16 protein-coding genes are annotated in these 15,118 nt (G+C 54.5%); 11 read left to right on the plus strand and 5 right to left on the minus strand.

Going from position 1 to position 15,118, the window contains the following annotated elements; genetic code table 11:
• Positions 1–162: 162 nt before the first annotated feature.
• Together Q3V30_RS03390 and Q3V30_RS03395 are read left to right on the plus strand one after the other, a co-directional pair.
• Complete coding sequence (locus tag Q3V30_RS03390; protein ID WP_306210471.1) at positions 163–1,104, plus strand: LysR substrate-binding domain-containing protein; 942 nt, start codon at positions 163–165, stop codon at positions 1,102–1,104.
• 199 nt (positions 1,105–1,303) lie between these two features.
• The gene (locus tag Q3V30_RS03395) at positions 1,304–2,233 is read left to right on the plus strand and encodes a 2-hydroxyacid dehydrogenase (protein WP_306210473.1); all 930 of its coding nucleotides are present in this window, start codon (positions 1,304–1,306) and stop codon (positions 2,231–2,233) included.
• Between the two features lie 37 nt (positions 2,234–2,270).
• On the opposite strand, the gene Q3V30_RS03400 is transcribed toward Q3V30_RS03395, so the two are convergent.
• On the minus strand, positions 2,271–2,579 hold the full coding sequence (locus tag Q3V30_RS03400; protein ID WP_306210475.1) for a putative quinol monooxygenase: 309 nt from the start codon (positions 2,577–2,579) through the stop codon (positions 2,271–2,273).
• Positions 2,580–2,612: 33 nt separating this feature from the next.
• Positions 2,613–3,194, minus strand: a complete 582-nt coding sequence (locus Q3V30_RS03405) for an NAD(P)H-dependent oxidoreductase (protein ID WP_306210477.1) — start codon at positions 3,192–3,194, stop codon at positions 2,613–2,615.
• Between the two features lie 153 nt (positions 3,195–3,347).
• Between Q3V30_RS03405 and Q3V30_RS03410 the strand changes: the two genes are divergently transcribed.
• The 6 genes from Q3V30_RS03410 to Q3V30_RS03435 all read left to right on the plus strand — a co-directional run bounded on the left by Q3V30_RS03410 (position 3,348) and on the right by Q3V30_RS03435 (position 9,694).
• A complete protein-coding gene (locus Q3V30_RS03410; protein ID WP_306210479.1) occupies positions 3,348–4,115 on the plus strand; it encodes a transporter substrate-binding domain-containing protein in 768 nt (255 codons plus the stop codon).
• Between the two features lie 209 nt (positions 4,116–4,324).
• On the plus strand, positions 4,325–6,598 hold the full coding sequence (gene parC / locus Q3V30_RS03415) for a DNA topoisomerase IV subunit A (protein WP_306210481.1): 2,274 nt from the start codon (positions 4,325–4,327) through the stop codon (positions 6,596–6,598).
• 167 nt (positions 6,599–6,765) lie between these two features.
• Positions 6,766–7,503, plus strand: a complete 738-nt coding sequence (locus Q3V30_RS03420) for a 1-acylglycerol-3-phosphate O-acyltransferase (RefSeq protein ID WP_306210483.1) — start codon at positions 6,766–6,768, stop codon at positions 7,501–7,503.
• Positions 7,504–7,604: 101 nt separating this feature from the next.
• Entirely contained in the window at positions 7,605–9,023 is a 1,419-nt protein-coding gene (ftsP, locus tag Q3V30_RS03425; RefSeq protein ID WP_306210485.1) for a cell division protein FtsP, read from the plus strand.
• Between the two features lie 94 nt (positions 9,024–9,117).
• On the plus strand, positions 9,118–9,444 hold the full coding sequence (locus Q3V30_RS03430; RefSeq protein WP_306210487.1) for a BrnT family toxin: 327 nt from the start codon (positions 9,118–9,120) through the stop codon (positions 9,442–9,444).
• Positions 9,419–9,694, plus strand: a complete 276-nt coding sequence (locus Q3V30_RS03435) for a BrnA antitoxin family protein (protein WP_306210488.1) — start codon at positions 9,419–9,421, stop codon at positions 9,692–9,694. The genes Q3V30_RS03430 and Q3V30_RS03435 overlap by 26 nt, the downstream gene beginning before the upstream one ends.
• Positions 9,695–9,750: 56 nt before the next feature.
• On the opposite strand, the gene dkgA is transcribed toward Q3V30_RS03435, so the two are convergent.
• Entirely contained in the window at positions 9,751–10,575 is an 825-nt protein-coding gene (gene dkgA, locus Q3V30_RS03440; RefSeq protein ID WP_306210491.1) for a 2,5-didehydrogluconate reductase DkgA, read from the minus strand.
• Between the two features lie 252 nt (positions 10,576–10,827).
• Here dkgA and Q3V30_RS03445 point away from each other — a divergent pair, with 252 nt between their 5' ends.
• Complete coding sequence (locus Q3V30_RS03445) at positions 10,828–11,721, plus strand: AraC family transcriptional regulator (protein WP_306210493.1); 894 nt, start codon at positions 10,828–10,830, stop codon at positions 11,719–11,721.
• A gap of 27 nt (positions 11,722–11,748) precedes the next feature.
• Here the strand turns inward: Q3V30_RS03445 and Q3V30_RS03450 are convergent, their stop codons facing one another.
• Together Q3V30_RS03450 and metC are read right to left on the minus strand one after the other, a co-directional pair.
• Entirely contained in the window at positions 11,749–12,405 is a 657-nt protein-coding gene (locus Q3V30_RS03450) for a DedA family protein (RefSeq protein ID WP_306210495.1), read from the minus strand.
• Positions 12,406–12,503: 98 nt separating this feature from the next.
• Positions 12,504–13,703 (minus strand): cystathionine beta-lyase, encoded by a 1,200-nt coding sequence (gene metC, locus Q3V30_RS03455; RefSeq protein ID WP_306210497.1) that lies wholly within the window; start codon positions 13,701–13,703, stop codon positions 12,504–12,506.
• A gap of 247 nt (positions 13,704–13,950) precedes the next feature.
• Here metC and exbB point away from each other — a divergent pair, with 247 nt between their 5' ends.
• Both exbB and exbD read left to right on the plus strand, forming a co-directional pair.
• Positions 13,951–14,679, plus strand: coding sequence for a tol-pal system-associated acyl-CoA thioesterase (exbB, locus tag Q3V30_RS03460; RefSeq protein ID WP_306210499.1), 729 nt, complete (start codon positions 13,951–13,953; stop codon positions 14,677–14,679).
• A gap of 5 nt (positions 14,680–14,684) precedes the next feature.
• Complete coding sequence (gene exbD / locus Q3V30_RS03465; protein ID WP_306210501.1) at positions 14,685–15,107, plus strand: TonB system transport protein ExbD; 423 nt, start codon at positions 14,685–14,687, stop codon at positions 15,105–15,107.
• The last annotated feature ends 11 nt before the right edge of the window (positions 15,108–15,118 follow it).

Genomic DNA, 15,118 nt, shown 5'->3' on the forward strand with positions numbered 1-15,118 from the left:
CAGGAAAAATAAGAAAAAAGAAGTGAGAAAACATCCCGAATGAAACATCCACCAAAGAAGGCGGGGCCTGATTTTCCAGTGGCATGATAATTGCAATGTCTGTTAACTGAGTTAAAAATTTACTTAGTACCCTTAAGTAACTGGTAATAAGATGATTCGACTATGATGCATTTCACCCTTAAGCAACTTAAATATTTCGTCACGGTAGTTGAAACCGAAAGCATCGCCGAAGCGTCACGTAAATTGCATATCGCCCAACCCTCCATTTCCATCGCCATCAAAAATCTGGAAGACGCCTTCAATCAGCAGCTTTTTATTCGTCATCATGCTCAGGGCGTTTCACTTACGCCTGGTGGACGACGTTTTTATGAGAAAGCCAAAGATCTGCTGCGTTTATCCTACGAGTTTGAGCAAAACTCGCTGGCGGAAAATGAGATGGTTTCAGGAACGATCTCTGTCGGCTGTTTCGAGTCGGCAGCGCCTCTCTATATGCCTAAGTTAATAGCAGGCTTCAGAAAAAAATATCCGAATATCACTATTCAGCTTAATGACGGTGAGCAGCATGAGCTGATGCATGGGTTGCATCGCGGGCGTTTTGATCTCGCTTTCCTCTACGATCTGGAACTGGGCAACGCCATTCATAAAGAGGAGCTGAATGCACCCCATAAGCCCTATGCGCTGCTGCCAGCAGACCATCCGCTGGCAAAAAAAGGGGTGGTCACCCTGCAGGAATTAAGTGGTGAACCGATGATTTTGCTGGATGCGGTGCCCAGTAAAAATTACTTCATTAATATTTTCAAAGATAAAGGCTATCACCCGGAAGTGGCATTCAGTTCGCCTTCCATTGAAATGGTGCGTTGTATGGTCGGTCAGGGGCTGGGCTTCTCGGTGCTGGTTACGCGCCCCTGTTCAACAATGACCTACGATGGCGGAGAATTGGCGCAGATGGAAATTGAAGACGATATGCCCGCCTCGACGCTGGTGATGGCTTATCTGAAAAATAATGATCCCACGCGACCAACCCAGCTTTTTATGGACTATTGCCGCAGCATAGAATTAATGCCGCCGGGTATGGCTTCCTCAACGGCGACACCAATTACGTAGCCGGTGTGATAAATAAACGTGGCTAATTGATGTTACTGAACGAAGAGTAACAGGGAAAATATTATTTGCTGCCTGAAAACAGCTATTCTCCTCAGGGAGAATATTAACCCTGCTTTTAGCCAGTAATATTACGACGCAGGCGCCAGAGAACTGTCGCCTTATCATCTGAAAAAGGTTTCCCTTTCTGAAAGAGACGTTATTGCTTAATTTTGTAGAGGAAAAGGGCATCGAAGAGTGGAGAGACTCTTTTTCGCCGCACTTTCCCGATCTGCACATCGCGGCATGGAACGATCGTTCTGTCGATGCTGCAAGCGTGCGCTATGCCTGCGTCTGGAAGCCAGAGCGCGGCTGGCTGGCAAGCTTCCCTGCATTGAGGGTCATTCTTAGTGAAGGAGCTGGAGTAGATCATATCCTCTGCGATACCACGCTTCCCCGGCACATTCCCATCACCCGTATGGTCACATCAGAAACCGCAGCACGGATGGCGGACTATGTGGTGATGGCATGCTACATGCTGGTGCGGCAGATCCCGGCGATTGTTCACGCGCAGCAGCAGCAGCGGTGGGATAACACGCTTACCGGCAGGCTGGTCAGTGAGACCGCAATAGGGATTCTGGGAATGGGCCAGTTAGGCAGCCTTGCCGCTCAGCGTTTACTGGCAAATGGTTTCAGGGTCAACGGCTGGTCACGCTCGGCCAAAACAGTGCCCGGTACAGGGTGCTACAGCGGGGATAAAGGATTGCAGGCGCTGCTTAAACAGAGCGATATTGTGGTGAATCTGCTACCGGATACGGTGGAAACTCGTGGGATCATCAATGATGATTTGCTGGCGCAGTTGCCCAAAGGGGCGGCTGTCATCAACGTCGGGCGTGGGCATCAGTTACAAAGCGATGCGCTTTTGCGCGGGCTAAATAGTGGGCAGATCGGCGGGGCCGTGTTAGATGTCTTTCCGGAGGAGCCGCTACCTGCAGACGATCCTTTATGGCGTCATCCCGGCGTGATTGTCACCGGCCATGTCGCTTCACTGATTTCCACGCAAGCCAAAATGCAGCATGTGATAGCGGTTATTAAAGCCGATCGTCTGGGAGAGCCTTTGCCGATGCTTTATAACCGTGAAAGAGGGTATTAACGCAGACAGGGCGGCATCGCTGCCGCCCCGGCCCAGCTTATTTAGCCGGTTCCAGCACGAAAATCTTCACGTCCACCACATCATCTTTGATGTTGGTGCGATGCTGCTCCATATGTGCAGCCTGCTGATGCTGCTCCAGATGGCGCAGGGAATCCCAGTGCTCAACCATAAAGATAGAGTCGGGCGAGTTTTGCTTCCACGGTACCTGAGCCTGATGATCGAACAGCGCCTGGTAGCTGCCGCAACCCTCTTCCTGCAACACCGTTGGTGTCACTTTCTCAATTGCCTGCATAACGGCCGAACGGCGGCCGGGCTTAACGCAAATTTCAGCGATCACGGTGAGCATACTCGTTCCTTAATGAGATTGTCGTCTGACTAGTTAAGCAAAGATTTCGCTCAGATGTGTCCGATAGCGTGCGATATCGGCAGGAATATCAGGCTGCTTGATCACGTCGTTACAGATAAAGGTCGGTAAAGCTTCCATGCCCAGGAACTGATTAGCCTTATGGAAATGCAGATAGAGACCATCCACGCCCACCCCTTCGAAAAATTGCTCCGGATCGGTGAAAGCCTGTAAAGGCGCATTCCATGTCAGGGAAAGCATATATTTTTTGCCCTGAATCAGCCCGCCGGAGCCATATTTTTTGGCCGCATCTGAACGGGTACGCCCATCGCTGGCATACAGAGAGCCATGACCTTCGGTAAACACTTCATCAATATATTTTTTCAGGATCCACGGCTCGCCCATCCACCAGCCAGGCATCTGATAAATCACGGTATCCGCAGCCAGATACTTCTGTACTTCATCCGCCACGATATACCCTTCGTCAACGACGGTGATATCAACCTGGTGGCCTGCATCACGTAAAAAAGAGGCGGCGACTTCTGTTAATGTATGGTTCAGTTCGCCTTTGGAGTGGGCGAACGTTTTTCCGGCATCAATGATAAAAATCTTGCTCATACTCTGTTTTCTCCAGTTCATGAAATTAATGCCAGTCTACGCGCGAGAGCCGGGCAGAAAAATGTGCTGGTGATCACAACACTTTTGCTTTCTGCGCAATAATGGGGCTGCAGAGGGTAGGATTTATCCTCTTTCACCATGGGAGCAACAACAATGATAAAAACAGGGATTGCCGCCTTACTGCTGGTGGCGGGCGGCGCCAGCGCTCAGTCACACCTGGACCGGGTGCTGCAAAGCAAAGTGCTGACGGTATGCACCACCGGCGATTACAAGCCTTATACCTTTCTGCGCGCGGATGGGCAGTATGAAGGCATCGATGTGGCTATGGCGCAGTCGTTAGCGAAAAATCTGGGGGCAGAGGTGAAATGGGTGCCGACAACGTGGAAAACGTTAACGCCTGATTTCCTCGCCAAGCAGTGCGATATCGCCCTCGGCGGCGTTTCTGTCACGCTGAAGCGTCAGCAAACCGCCTGGTTCGCCACGCCGCTCGGCACAGATGGAAAAATACCGCTGGTTCGCTGCGCCGACAAGGCGAAATACCGTACTGTTGAACAGATCAACAAACCTTCGGTGCGGCTGATTGAACCGGCGGGCGGCACCAACGAGGCGTTTGTTCACAGCCATCTGCCGCAGGCTGAGCTGACGCTGTTCCACGATAACGTCACGATCTTCCAGCAGTTAGTGGATAAAAAGGCGGACGTGATGATTACCGACGCCTCTGAAGCGCTGTTCCAGCAGAAGCACTATCCGAAGCTGTGCGCGGTCAACCCGGAGCAGCCGATGCAGTATGGCGAGAAAGCCTACATGCTGCCGCGTGACGACCTGAGCTGGAAGCTCTATGTCGACCAGTGGCTGCATCTGAGCAATGCCACCGGCGAGTATCAGCAGGTTGTCAGCCAGTGGCTGGCCGTCACCAAATAAACAATAAGTATGGCAAGGCTTAACCGGTTTCTGCCGGAAGCTGGCATCAGGCAAATAGCGCGCACAGGCGGAGGATCTTTCTCCTCCGCCTGAATCGCCTTTCCCGCCACACTACCCTGTGACAGCACCCGCCCTGATAAGGTACTATCCTCGCCAAACGACCCCGATGTGGCGCGGTGAATGCGCCGCGATGTGAGGAATAAAGAGTAATGAGTGACCTGACGCAGGATGGTGCAGAGCGTCGTGCCCTGCATAAGTTTACGGAAGAGGCCTACCTCAACTATTCCATGTACGTCATCATGGACCGCGCGCTGCCCTATATCGGCGATGGCTTAAAACCCGTTCAGCGCCGTATTGTCTATGCCATGTCGGAACTGGGGCTGAACAACAGCGCTAAATTTAAGAAATCTGCCCGTACCGTGGGTGACGTGCTGGGTAAATACCATCCTCACGGCGACAGTGCCTGCTACGAAGCGATGGTGCTGATGGCGCAGCCTTTCTCCTACCGCTACCCGCTGGTGGATGGCCAGGGAAACTGGGGTGCGCCGGACGATCCTAAATCGTTTGCGGCGATGCGTTATACGGAATCCCGCCTCTCTAAATATGCCGAAGTGCTGCTGGGCGAGCTGGGGCAGGGCACCGTTGACTATATTCCCAACTTCGACGGCACGATGCAGGAGCCGAAGATGCTGCCTGCGCGCCTGCCGAACATTCTGCTGAATGGCACCACCGGCATTGCGGTAGGTATGGCAACGGATATTCCGCCGCACAACCTGCGCGAGGTGGCAAAAGCCGCTATCAAGCTGATCGATTCGCCAAAAACCACGCTGGATGAGCTGCTGGATATCGTCCAGGGGCCGGACTATCCGACCGAAGCGGAGATCATCACGCCGCGCAACGAAATCCGCAAAATTTACCAGAGCGGACGTGGCTCCGTGCGCATGCGTGCGGTCTGGAAGCGGGAAGATGGCGACGTGGTGATCACCGCGCTACCGCATCAGGTTTCCGGCGCCCGCGTGCTGGAGCAGATTGCTGCGCAGATGCGCAACAAAAAGCTGCCGATGGTAGAAGATCTGCGCGATGAGTCAAACCACGAAAACCCAACGCGGCTGGTGATCGTGCCGCGTTCCAACCGCGTGGATATGGACCAGGTCATGAACCACCTGTTCGCCACCACCGATCTGGAAAAAAGCTACCGCATCAACCTCAATATGATCGGCCTGGATAACCGACCGGCGGTGAAAAACCTGCTGGAGATCCTCAGCGAGTGGTTAGTCTATCGACGTGATACGGTACGTCGCCGTTTGCAGCATCGTCTTGATAAAGTGCTGCGTCGCCTGCATATTCTTGAAGGTTTGCTGGTCGCATTCCTGAACATTGACGATGTGATTCATATTATCCGCACGGAGGATGAGCCGAAGCCGGTACTGATGTCGCGTTTTGCGATCAGTGAAACCCAGGCTGAAGCGATCCTTGAGCTGAAATTACGCCATCTCGCCAAGCTGGAAGAGATGAAAATTCGCGGCGAGCAGGATGAGCTGGCGAAAGAGCGTGACAACCTGCAGGGCATTCTGGCTTCAGAGCGCAAGATGAATACGTTGCTGAAGAAAGAGCTGCAGGCAGACAGCGACACCTATGGCGACGACCGCCGCTCGCCGCTGCATGAACGTGGCGAGGCAAAAGCGATCAGCGAAAGCGAGCTGGTGCCTTCTGAGCCGGTGACTATCGTGCTGTCGCAAAGTGGCTGGGTGCGCAGCGCCAAAGGCCACGATATTGACCCTGGCGGCCTGAGTTACAAAGCGGGCGACAGCTTCCGTGCGGCGGCCAGAGGCAAGAGCAATCAGCCGGTGGCGTTTATCGACTCCACCGGGCGCAGCTATACGCTGGATCCGCTGACGCTGCCTTCGGCAAGAGGGCAGGGCGAGCCGCTGACCGGCAAGCTGACGCCGCCGCCGGGTGCCGTCATGGAGCAGGTGCTGATGGAGGCGGATGACCAGAAACTGCTGATGGCGTCCGATGCGGGTTACGGATTCGTCTGTACCTTTAGCGACCTGGTCTCCCGTAACCGCGCGGGTAAAGCGCTGCTCAGCCTGCCGCAGAACGCCAAAGTGCTGACGCCGATGGCGATCTACCATGATGACGATTTGCTGCTGGCGATAACGGCGGCGGGCCGGATGCTGATGTTCCCGGTAGGGGATTTGCCGCAGCTCTCCAAAGGCAAAGGCAACAAGATTATCTCGATCCCATCAGCTCAGGCCGCCTCTGGCGAGGATGCGCTCACCTGGCTGCTGCTGCTCTCTCCTCAGACCTCCGTCACGCTGCACGTTGGCAAACGTAAGCTGACGCTGAAGCCGGAAGAGTTGCAGAAATTCCGTGCCGAGCGGGGGCGTCGCGGTACGCTGTTGCCACGTGGCCTGCAGCGTATTGATCGGGTTGAGGTTGACGGCCCGGCCAGGCCTCCTGTGGGTGAGAGCGAAGCGTAACCACAGGCCAGCCGCTACAAAGCTGGCTGGCCGCAGTCTGTTTCCTAATTCAGGTATACTTTAACGGTTACCTGGGGAGAGGGCGCGAAGCCCTGCCTCCGGCCAGGTTGTCATCTGCTCAGCAAACGACAGCCTGCAGAGAGTCTGAAAGCAATAACGAGGAAGTGATGCTCGCAATTATACGTTTTTTTATCGTGGTGATTTATTCAATACTGGTGTGTGTGTTCGGCTGCATTTATTGCCTGTTCAGCCCACGTAATCCCCGCCACGTGGCCACGTTTGGCCATCTCTTTGGTAAGTTGTCGACCGTGTTTGGTCTGAAGGTAGAGCTGCGCCGGCCTGAAGGGGCGGATAACTACCCAAACGCCATCTACATCGCCAACCACCAGAATAACTACGACATGATTACCGCAGCCAAAATTGTGCAGCCCACTACGGTAACCGTGGGTAAGAAAACCCTGCTGTGGGTGCCTTTTTTTGGTTTGCTCTACTGGCTGACCGGCAACTTACTGATAGACCGCGATAACCGAGCAAAAGCGCACGGCACGATTGGCGAACTGATTGAACAGTTCAAAAAGAAGAAGATCTCTTTCTTGATGTTTCCTGAAGGGACACGCAGCCGGGGGCGGGGCCTGCTGCCGTTCAAAACCGGCGCCTTCCATGCCGCTATAGCCGCTGGCGTGCCGATCATTCCTATCGTAGTCTCTAATACGCACGACAAGATAAAACTTAACCGTCTTAACAACGGTCATGTGATTATTGAAATGCTGCCGCCGGTCGATACGGCTGCGTTTGCCGATCAGTCGGTGCGTAAGCTGGCCACGCATTGTCGTGAATTAATGATGGTGAAGCTGGAAGCGCTCAACGCAGAAGTGGCCGAACGCGAAGCAGCGGATAAAAAATAGTATTCGCCGGTCGCCTGACCGGCAAACCAGCACTCCTTACAATCATAAAAAAATGGATAGCAGTCCGGCAACCGGGTTGCGTTTTGCCTTACGGAGTTTTTATGTCATTCACTCGACGTCAGTTTCTTCAGGCTTCCGGGATCGCGCTTTGCGCGGGGTCATTGCCGATCGATGCGCTTGCCGCCGGGCCGGGTACCCCTTTGCCGGTTCCGCCGCTGGTGGAGTCTCGTCGTGGACAGCCTATTTTTCTGACGTTGCAGCGCAGCCACTGGTCTTTTACCGGCGAGGGCAATAAAGCGCAGGTCTGGGGCATCAACGGCCTCTATTTAGGGCCTACGGTGCGGGTCTGGAGCGGCGATGACGTTAAGCTGATTTACAGCAACCGGTTGAATGAGTCCGTGGCGATGACCATCAGCGGACTTCAGGTTCCGGGTGCGCTCTCCGGTGGCGCGCCAAGAATGATGTCGCCAGGGGTGGACTGGGCGCCCGTATTGCCCATTCGTCAGGCGGCGGCAACCTGCTGGTATCACGCCAACACGCCAAATCGCATGGGGCCGCATGTCTATAATGGTCTGGCGGGGATGTGGATGGTGGAAGATGAGATCAGCAAGGCGCTGCCCGTGCCTAACCATTACGGCGTGGATGACTTCCCGCTGATTATTCAGGACAAACGTCTCGATAACTTTGGCGCGCCGCAGTATGACCCGCCCGGCAGCGGCGGTTTTGTAGGGGATACGCTGTTGGTAAACGGTGTGCAGAACCCGTTTGTTGAAGTTTCCCGTGGCTGGGTGCGTCTGCGTTTGCTTAACGCCTCCAACTCGCGCCGTTATCAGCTGCAAATGAGCGACAACCGTCCCTTTAACGTTATCGCCAGCGATCAGGGCTTCTTACCCGCTCCGGTGGCGGTTAATCAGCTCTCGCTGGCACCGGGCGAACGCCGGGAAATTCTGGTGGATATGAGCCAGGGCGATGAAGTCTCTATCACCGCAGGGATGGCGGCAGGGATTGTCGATCGTCTGCGCGGTCTGTTTGAGCCTTCCAGCATTCTCACCTCTACCCTGATCCTGACGCTTCGTCCTACCGGGCTGCTGCCGCTGGTGACCGATAACCTGCCGATGCGTTTGCTGGCGGATCAGGTCATTGACGGCAGCATCAGCCGTACGCGTGAATTTACCCTGGGCGACTCGCTGCCGGGCATCAACGGCGCGCTGTGGGATATGGAGCGCATCGACATGCAGGCGCAGCAGGGCACTTATGAACGCTGGATAATTCATGCGGATCTGCCGCAGTCATTCCATATTCAGGGGGTGATGTTCCTGATCAAGAACGTTAACGGCGCACAGCCGATGGCGGAAGATCGCGGCTGGAAAGATACCGTCTGGGTGGATGGCACCGTGGAGCTGTTCGTCTCCTTTACGCAATCCTCAGCCGACCATTTCCCGTTTATCTATTACAGCCAGACGCTGGAAATGGCCGATCGCGGCTCTGCCGGTCAGCTACTGGTTCAGCCTGCGGTGTGAGGACGCTTCCAGATTTACTGCTTCAAAGATAAACTGGATAAAATATGCGCTATTGTGTAGTGACATAATTGTCACTACAATTCAGGGAAGAGCGATGAACTATTTTCATCAACAGGCAGGATGCCTGTATGAATGGGATACGCATAAAGCCAGACAAAATAGTTTGAAACATCAGGTTAGTTTCGAACTGGCTTGTGAAGTTTTTCACGATCCCGATATATTATCTCTACAAGATCTCAGTGAAAATTATTACGGCGAGGAACGCTGGCGTCATCTGGGTAAAGTTGATAACTGTCTGATTTTGTTAGTGGTAACAACCGAGAGAAAGGATGCGATCAGAATTATTTCTGCGCGAGCTGCTTTGCCCTCTGAGAAAAGAGCCTATTACAAAGGAGATGCCAGATATGACTACACGCGATGAAGAAATTAAGCATCTGCTGGCAAAGCAGGAGCATGAAATTGATACCAGCGATGTGCCGGAGCTGGAGGAAGGTTTCTGGAAAGAAGCTGTTCGCGGACAATTTTATAAGCCCAAAAAAGTACAGAAAACGGTAAGGATTGACGCCGATATCCTGCAATGGCTGGAACATTGTGGGCCAGGGTACCAAACCCGCCTGAACAAAATTCTTCGCGAAGCAATGCTTAAAGATATTGTACAAAATGGGCAGTAAGCGATCGTTTTTTTGCCGCGAAAGAAGGGGCAGAAAGCCTGCCCCTTGCAGCCGTATCAGTTCAGCTCTTCCGGGTTAGGTCCCAGACGGTTACCTTTGTCCAGCGAGGCGATATCGCTGATTTCCGGTTTCTCCAGACGGAAGTCAAACACCTTAAAGTTCTCTTCAATACGGGATGGCGTGACCGATTTCGGGATCACCACCAGACCGCTGTCCAGATGCCAGCGGATCACAATCTGTGCCGGGGTTTTGCCATATTTTTTGGCCAGGTTTTTAATGATCTCCTGGTCAAATACCCCTTTCCCGCCCTGCGCCAGCGGGCTCCAGGATTCGGTCTGGATCTGATGCATCGCATTCCACGCATGCAGCGTACGCTGCTGGAACATCGGGTGCAGCTCAATCTGATTGATTACCGGACTGACGCCCGTCTCATCCAGCAGACGCTTAAGGTGAGTTTCCTGGAAATTACAGACGCCGATGCTTTTGGTCAGCCCCTGTTTTTGTAACTCAATCATCCCTTTCCAGGCTTCAACAAAGTTATCTTTAGCCGGACATGGCCAGTGCATCAGATAGAGATCCACGCTCTCCAGCTGCAGTTTCTGCAGGCTGGTCTCCATCGCCTGTTCTGCATTAAGCTGATCGTCATTCCACAGCTTAGTGGTAACAAAAATCTCATCGCGGGCGACGTCAGTTTCCTGCAGCGCCTGGCCGATTCCCTCTTCGTTTTTATAAATCGCGGCGGTATCAATAGAGCGATAGCCTACCTCCAGCGCTTTCACCGCGGCTTTACGCGCGTCATCAATGGTGGCCTGCCAGACGCCAAGCCCAAGCTGCGGCATCATGTTGCCATCGTGGAGTTTGATTATTGGTTGATCTGCCATGATATCTCCTTTGCAACGAATGAACCGGCACCTCTGTACCGGTTAGTGAAACTAAGTCTAGTTGAGAAAGCCGTCCAGCCTGAAAAATCTTGTCAGCAGAGAGAGCGGCTCGGCCTTTTTATTCTGGCTTTCATCATCGCTACGCTCAGGGCGTCTCCTGCGGCAGGCTTGCCCAAACCTCCAGAACACTGGAGAATAGTGGGCGGAATCGTCAGGATAATATTCAGAAACTTCTGAGTGGGATAAGTGAAAATGGATCGCAACACACTTTGTACGCAGCTGGCCAGGCAGGTAGTGCATCTGGTGACCTCCGGGGCTTCGCCGCTCGCCTCGCTGCCGGACGTTCGCCTGATTTATGCCGATAAGCCCAGCGGACGGACGCCGGTTCTCTACTCCTCCGGCATCGTTATTCTTTTCCAGGGTCACAAGATTGGCTATCTGGGTAACAATGTTTTTAACTACGATGCCACGGAATACCTGATGCTTACCGTGCCGCTCTCGGTGGAGTGTGAAACTTTTGCCACGCCGGAAGCGCCGCTGGCGGGGATCCTGCTTAATGTCGATCCGGTAAAGCTGCAGGATTTACTGATCGATATCGGCGACGATGAAAGTTTCCATCCGGAGCCGCAAACGCGAGGGATCCACTCCTCGCCGCTGACGGAAGAGATGCTCTGCGCGGCGGAGCGGCTGCTGGACGTGCTGGCGAACCCGCGCGACGCGCGCGTGCTGGGGCCGCAAATCGTCCGGGAGATGCTCTACCACGTGCTGATGGGCCCCTGCGGCGGCGCGCTGATGGCGTTAGTGAGCCGTCATACGCAGTTCAGCCAGATAGCCCGGGCGCTGCGGCGTATTGAGCATCACTATACGGATAACCTGAGCGTTGACCTGCTGGCCGCCGAGGTCAATATGAGTGTCTCCGCGTTCCACCATAACTTTAAGGCCGTTACCAGCACCTCGCCGTTGCAGTATCTCAAGAGTTACCGCCTGCACCAGGCACGCATGTTGATGCTGCATGAAGGGTTAAAAGCCAGCGCGGCGGCGATGCGGGTGGGCTATGAGAGCGCTTCTCAGTTCTCACGAGAGTTTAAGCGCTATTTTGGCGTAACGCCGGGTGAAGAGGCGATGCGGATGCGTCAGTCGGGCTAGTTCTCAGGCCGGGCAACCCGGCCTTTTTCAGGCCGATTTTTTGCGTTTGAAAACCAGAACCAGGCTGCCAAACAGTCCGGCGCAAAGCAGCACCAGCGGCAGGATCATCAGAATTGCCATCACCTGATCTTCATGGCGTTTAATAAAGGGCACCTGGCTGATGGCGTAGCCGAGCGAGACCAGAATTCCTACCCACAGGGCGCCACTCAGCCAGTTAAAGAGCTGGAAACGGCCATTCTTAAGGCCCGAAATCCCTGCCATTGTAGGCAGAATAGTGCGGACAAAAGCCAGAAAACGGCCAACCAGCAGCGCCATCAATCCGTGGCGATGGAACAGATTCCAGGCGCGCTGGTGGTACTGCGCGGGAAGGTGCATCAACCAGCTTTTTACCAGACGGGTATTGCCCAGCCAGCGGCCCTGGAGATAGCTCAGCCAGCAGCCCAGGCTCGCCGCCAGCGTCAGGATCAGCAGCGTAGGAATAAACTCCATCACGCCTTTGGCGATCATCGCCCCCGCCAGCAGCAACAAACTGTCACCGGGCAGAAACGAGGCTGGCAGCAGGCCATTTTCCAGCAGCAGAGTAGTGAACATGATCCCATAGACAATCCAAATGACATTCGGATTGGCCAGCGCCGCAAAATCCTGGTGCCACAGCGCCTGAACAATCTCGTGCAATACACCCATTTCATTTCCTGTTTACTGCGTTTATCTGTCGATTGTACGCGCAAATATACCGTCACACCTTGATCGCGGGCGCGGATGCCGCGCCGTTGAACTTATGTTTAGCTTATCTGGCCGCTCAGGCGATCAAAGCCTGCGGCCAGGTCCTCAATTAAATCGTCGACGTTTTCCAGGCCAATATGCAAACGCACCAGCGTACCGGTGAACGCCACGCCCGTTGCCGGCCTGATTGCCGCCAGCTCTTCAGGCTGATTAGCCAGAATTAATGACTCATAGCCGCCCCAGGAGTAGGCCATGCTGAAGTGCGCAAAATGGTCGAGATAGTCAGCCAGCTGCCGATCGGTTAGCCGCGCCTTCAGGACAAAAGAGAACAGGCCGCTGCTGCCGGTAAAATCCCGTTGCCAGAAAGCGTGCCCTTTACATTGCGGCAGAGCCGGGTGGTTTACCACGGCAACTTCCGGCCGCCCGGCCAGCCAGTTGGCTACTTTAATGCTGCTCTCTTCATGCTGACGAAGACGGACCGCCAGCGTTCTCAGCCCCCTGCTGGCCATATAGGCGGTATCCGCATCGACCATCTGGCCCATCAGATAGGAGTTCTCACGCAGTTGCGGCCAGCAGCGCTCGTTGGCGACCGCCGTCCCGATCATCGCGTCTGAGTGACCAATCAGATATTTGGTGCCAGCCTGAATGGAAATGTCGATGCCGAACTCCAGTGCGCGAAACAGGATCCCCGCCGCCCAGGTGTTATCAATCATGATCACGGCGTCAGGGGCTTTGCTGCGAACGGCGGCCACGATCGCCGGGATATCCTGCACCTCCATGGTGATGGAGGCGGGGGATTCAAGGAAAACAACGCGAGTCGTCGGCTGCACCAGTTCGGCAATCTCCGCCCCCAGGCAATGATCGAACCAGGTGGTAGAGACATTCATTTTGCTGAGAATTTTAGTACAAAAATCCTGAGTTGGCTCATAGACGGAGCCTGCCATCAGCACGTTGTCGCCCGCCGAGACGAAAGCCAGGATCGCATTGGCTACCGCCGCTGCGCCGCAGGGGTAAAGCGCACAGCCTGCGCCACCCTCCAGTTCAGTCATCGCTTCCTGCAGAGAAAAGTGCGTCAGGGTGCCCCGGCGGCCATAAAACAGCTCGCCATCGGCACGGCCAGCCGTGCAGCGTTTTTTCTCTGCCACGCTGTCAAATACCAGCGAAGAGGCACGCTGGATCACGCTGTTAACGGATCCCTGGGTATAACGTTTACTGCGCCCGGCGGCAATCAGCGCCGTTTCAATTTTTTTACTGGTCATCAGAAAGCTCTGTCTGCGAATGGCGGGTTTTTCTTAACGTTAACACGCCAGGCGTCAGCGGAACATTGCGGGAAGGAGAGAGTGAGAAAGATTCATTAAAAAGCGGTGGGGAATGCGGTAAATCAGTGAATGTGCAAAAAATGTTTTCCGGAAAGTAAATAGTAATGATAACCACTATCAATTCACCACTGATTTGGTATGATCCGCACTGGTTTTTTTTACCCGTTAATGACGTTGGAGACAGAGCGTGACCAATAATTTGATGCAGACGGATCTCTCCGTCTGGGGCATGTACCAGCATGCGGACATCGTAGTAAAAGTGGTGATGATCGGTTTGCTGCTGGCGTCGGTCGTGACCTGGGCAATCTTCTTCAGCAAAAGCGCTGAACTGAGCTCGGCTAAGCGCCGCCTCAAACGTGAGCAGCAGGCGCTGGCTGGCGCACGCACGCTGAAAGAAGCGGCTGAAACCTGCGCCACGTTTAAGGCCAACAGCCTGACTACCCGGCTGTTGCAGGAGGCGGAAAATGAGCTGCAGCTCTCTGCCGGATCGGATGACAATGACGGCATCAAAGAGCGTACCTCTTTCCGCCTTGAGCGCCGTGTCGCCTTCTTCAGCCGTCATGCTGGCCGCGGTAACGGATTCCTGGCAACCATTGGTGCCATCGCGCCGTTCGTCGGGCTGTTTGGTACGGTCTGGGGCATCATGAACAGCTTTATCGGCATTGCGCAGACGCAGACGACAAACCTGGCCGTCGTGGCGCCGGGTATCGCCGAGGCGCTTCTCGCTACGGCCATCGGCCTGATTGCGGCTATCCCTGCGGTGGTTATCTACAATATCTTTGCCCGCACGATCGCCAACTACAAAGCCTCCATGGGGGATGTTGCGGCTCAGATTATGCTGCTGCAGAGCCGCGATCTGGATCTGGCTGCCAGCGGCACGCAGCGTGCGCCAGCTCAGAAACTGCGGGTAGGATAAGCACCATGGCTATGCGATTAAATGAAGATCCTGAAAGCAACGGCGAAATGCATGAGATCAACGTCACGCCCTTTATTGACGTGATGCTGGTGCTGCTGATTATCTTTATGGTCGCCGCGCCGCTGGCTACGGTTGACGTTCGCGTCAACCTGCCCGCCTCTTCCAGTGCTCCTCAGCCGCGCCCTGAAAAGCCGGTCTATCTCTCCATCAAAGCGGACAAGCAGCTCTTTATTGGCAACAACGCGGTAACGCCAGAAACGCTGGTAGAGACGCTGAACGGGCAGACGGAAGGGAAAAAGGAGACCACCATTTTCTTCCAGGCCGATAAGTCAGTGGATTACGAAACGCTGATGGGGGTGATGGACAAGCTGCGTCAGGCGGGCTATCTGAAGATTGGCCTGATGGGCATGGAAACCGCCGGGAAGTAATTCTCGTGTGC

This window comes from Erwinia pyri (genome assembly GCF_030758455.1).
Taxonomy (GTDB): Bacteria; Pseudomonadota; Gammaproteobacteria; order Enterobacterales; family Enterobacteriaceae; genus Erwinia; species Erwinia pyri.

Bases quoted from the DNA above. Each gene is read 5' to 3' on its own strand.
- Q3V30_RS03410 (WP_306210479.1), top strand. From the start codon at position 3,348: ATGATAAAAACAGGGATTGCCGCCTTACTGCTGGTGGCGGGCGGCGCC.
- dkgA (WP_306210491.1), bottom strand. From the start codon at position 10,575: ATGGCAGATCAACCAATAATCAAACTCCACGATGGCAACATGATGCCG.
- Q3V30_RS03405 (WP_306210477.1), bottom strand. From the start codon at position 3,194: ATGAGCAAGATTTTTATCATTGATGCCGGAAAAACGTTCGCCCACTCC.
- Q3V30_RS03450 (WP_306210495.1), bottom strand. From the start codon at position 12,405: ATGGGTGTATTGCACGAGATTGTTCAGGCGCTGTGGCACCAGGATTTT.
- Q3V30_RS03445 (WP_306210493.1), top strand. From the start codon at position 10,828: ATGGATCGCAACACACTTTGTACGCAGCTGGCCAGGCAGGTAGTGCAT.
- Q3V30_RS03430 (WP_306210487.1), top strand. From the start codon at position 9,118: ATGAACTATTTTCATCAACAGGCAGGATGCCTGTATGAATGGGATACG.
- Q3V30_RS03435 (WP_306210488.1), top strand. From the start codon at position 9,419: ATGCCAGATATGACTACACGCGATGAAGAAATTAAGCATCTGCTGGCA.
- Q3V30_RS03420 (WP_306210483.1), top strand. From the start codon at position 6,766: ATGCTCGCAATTATACGTTTTTTTATCGTGGTGATTTATTCAATACTG.
- exbD (WP_306210501.1), top strand. From the start codon at position 14,685: ATGGCTATGCGATTAAATGAAGATCCTGAAAGCAACGGCGAAATGCAT.
- metC (WP_306210497.1), bottom strand. From the start codon at position 13,703: ATGACCAGTAAAAAAATTGAAACGGCGCTGATTGCCGCCGGGCGCAGT.
- parC (WP_306210481.1), top strand. From the start codon at position 4,325: ATGAGTGACCTGACGCAGGATGGTGCAGAGCGTCGTGCCCTGCATAAG.
- Q3V30_RS03390 (WP_306210471.1), top strand. From the start codon at position 163: ATGATGCATTTCACCCTTAAGCAACTTAAATATTTCGTCACGGTAGTT.
- Q3V30_RS03400 (WP_306210475.1), bottom strand. From the start codon at position 2,579: ATGCTCACCGTGATCGCTGAAATTTGCGTTAAGCCCGGCCGCCGTTCG.
- ftsP (WP_306210485.1), top strand. From the start codon at position 7,605: ATGTCATTCACTCGACGTCAGTTTCTTCAGGCTTCCGGGATCGCGCTT.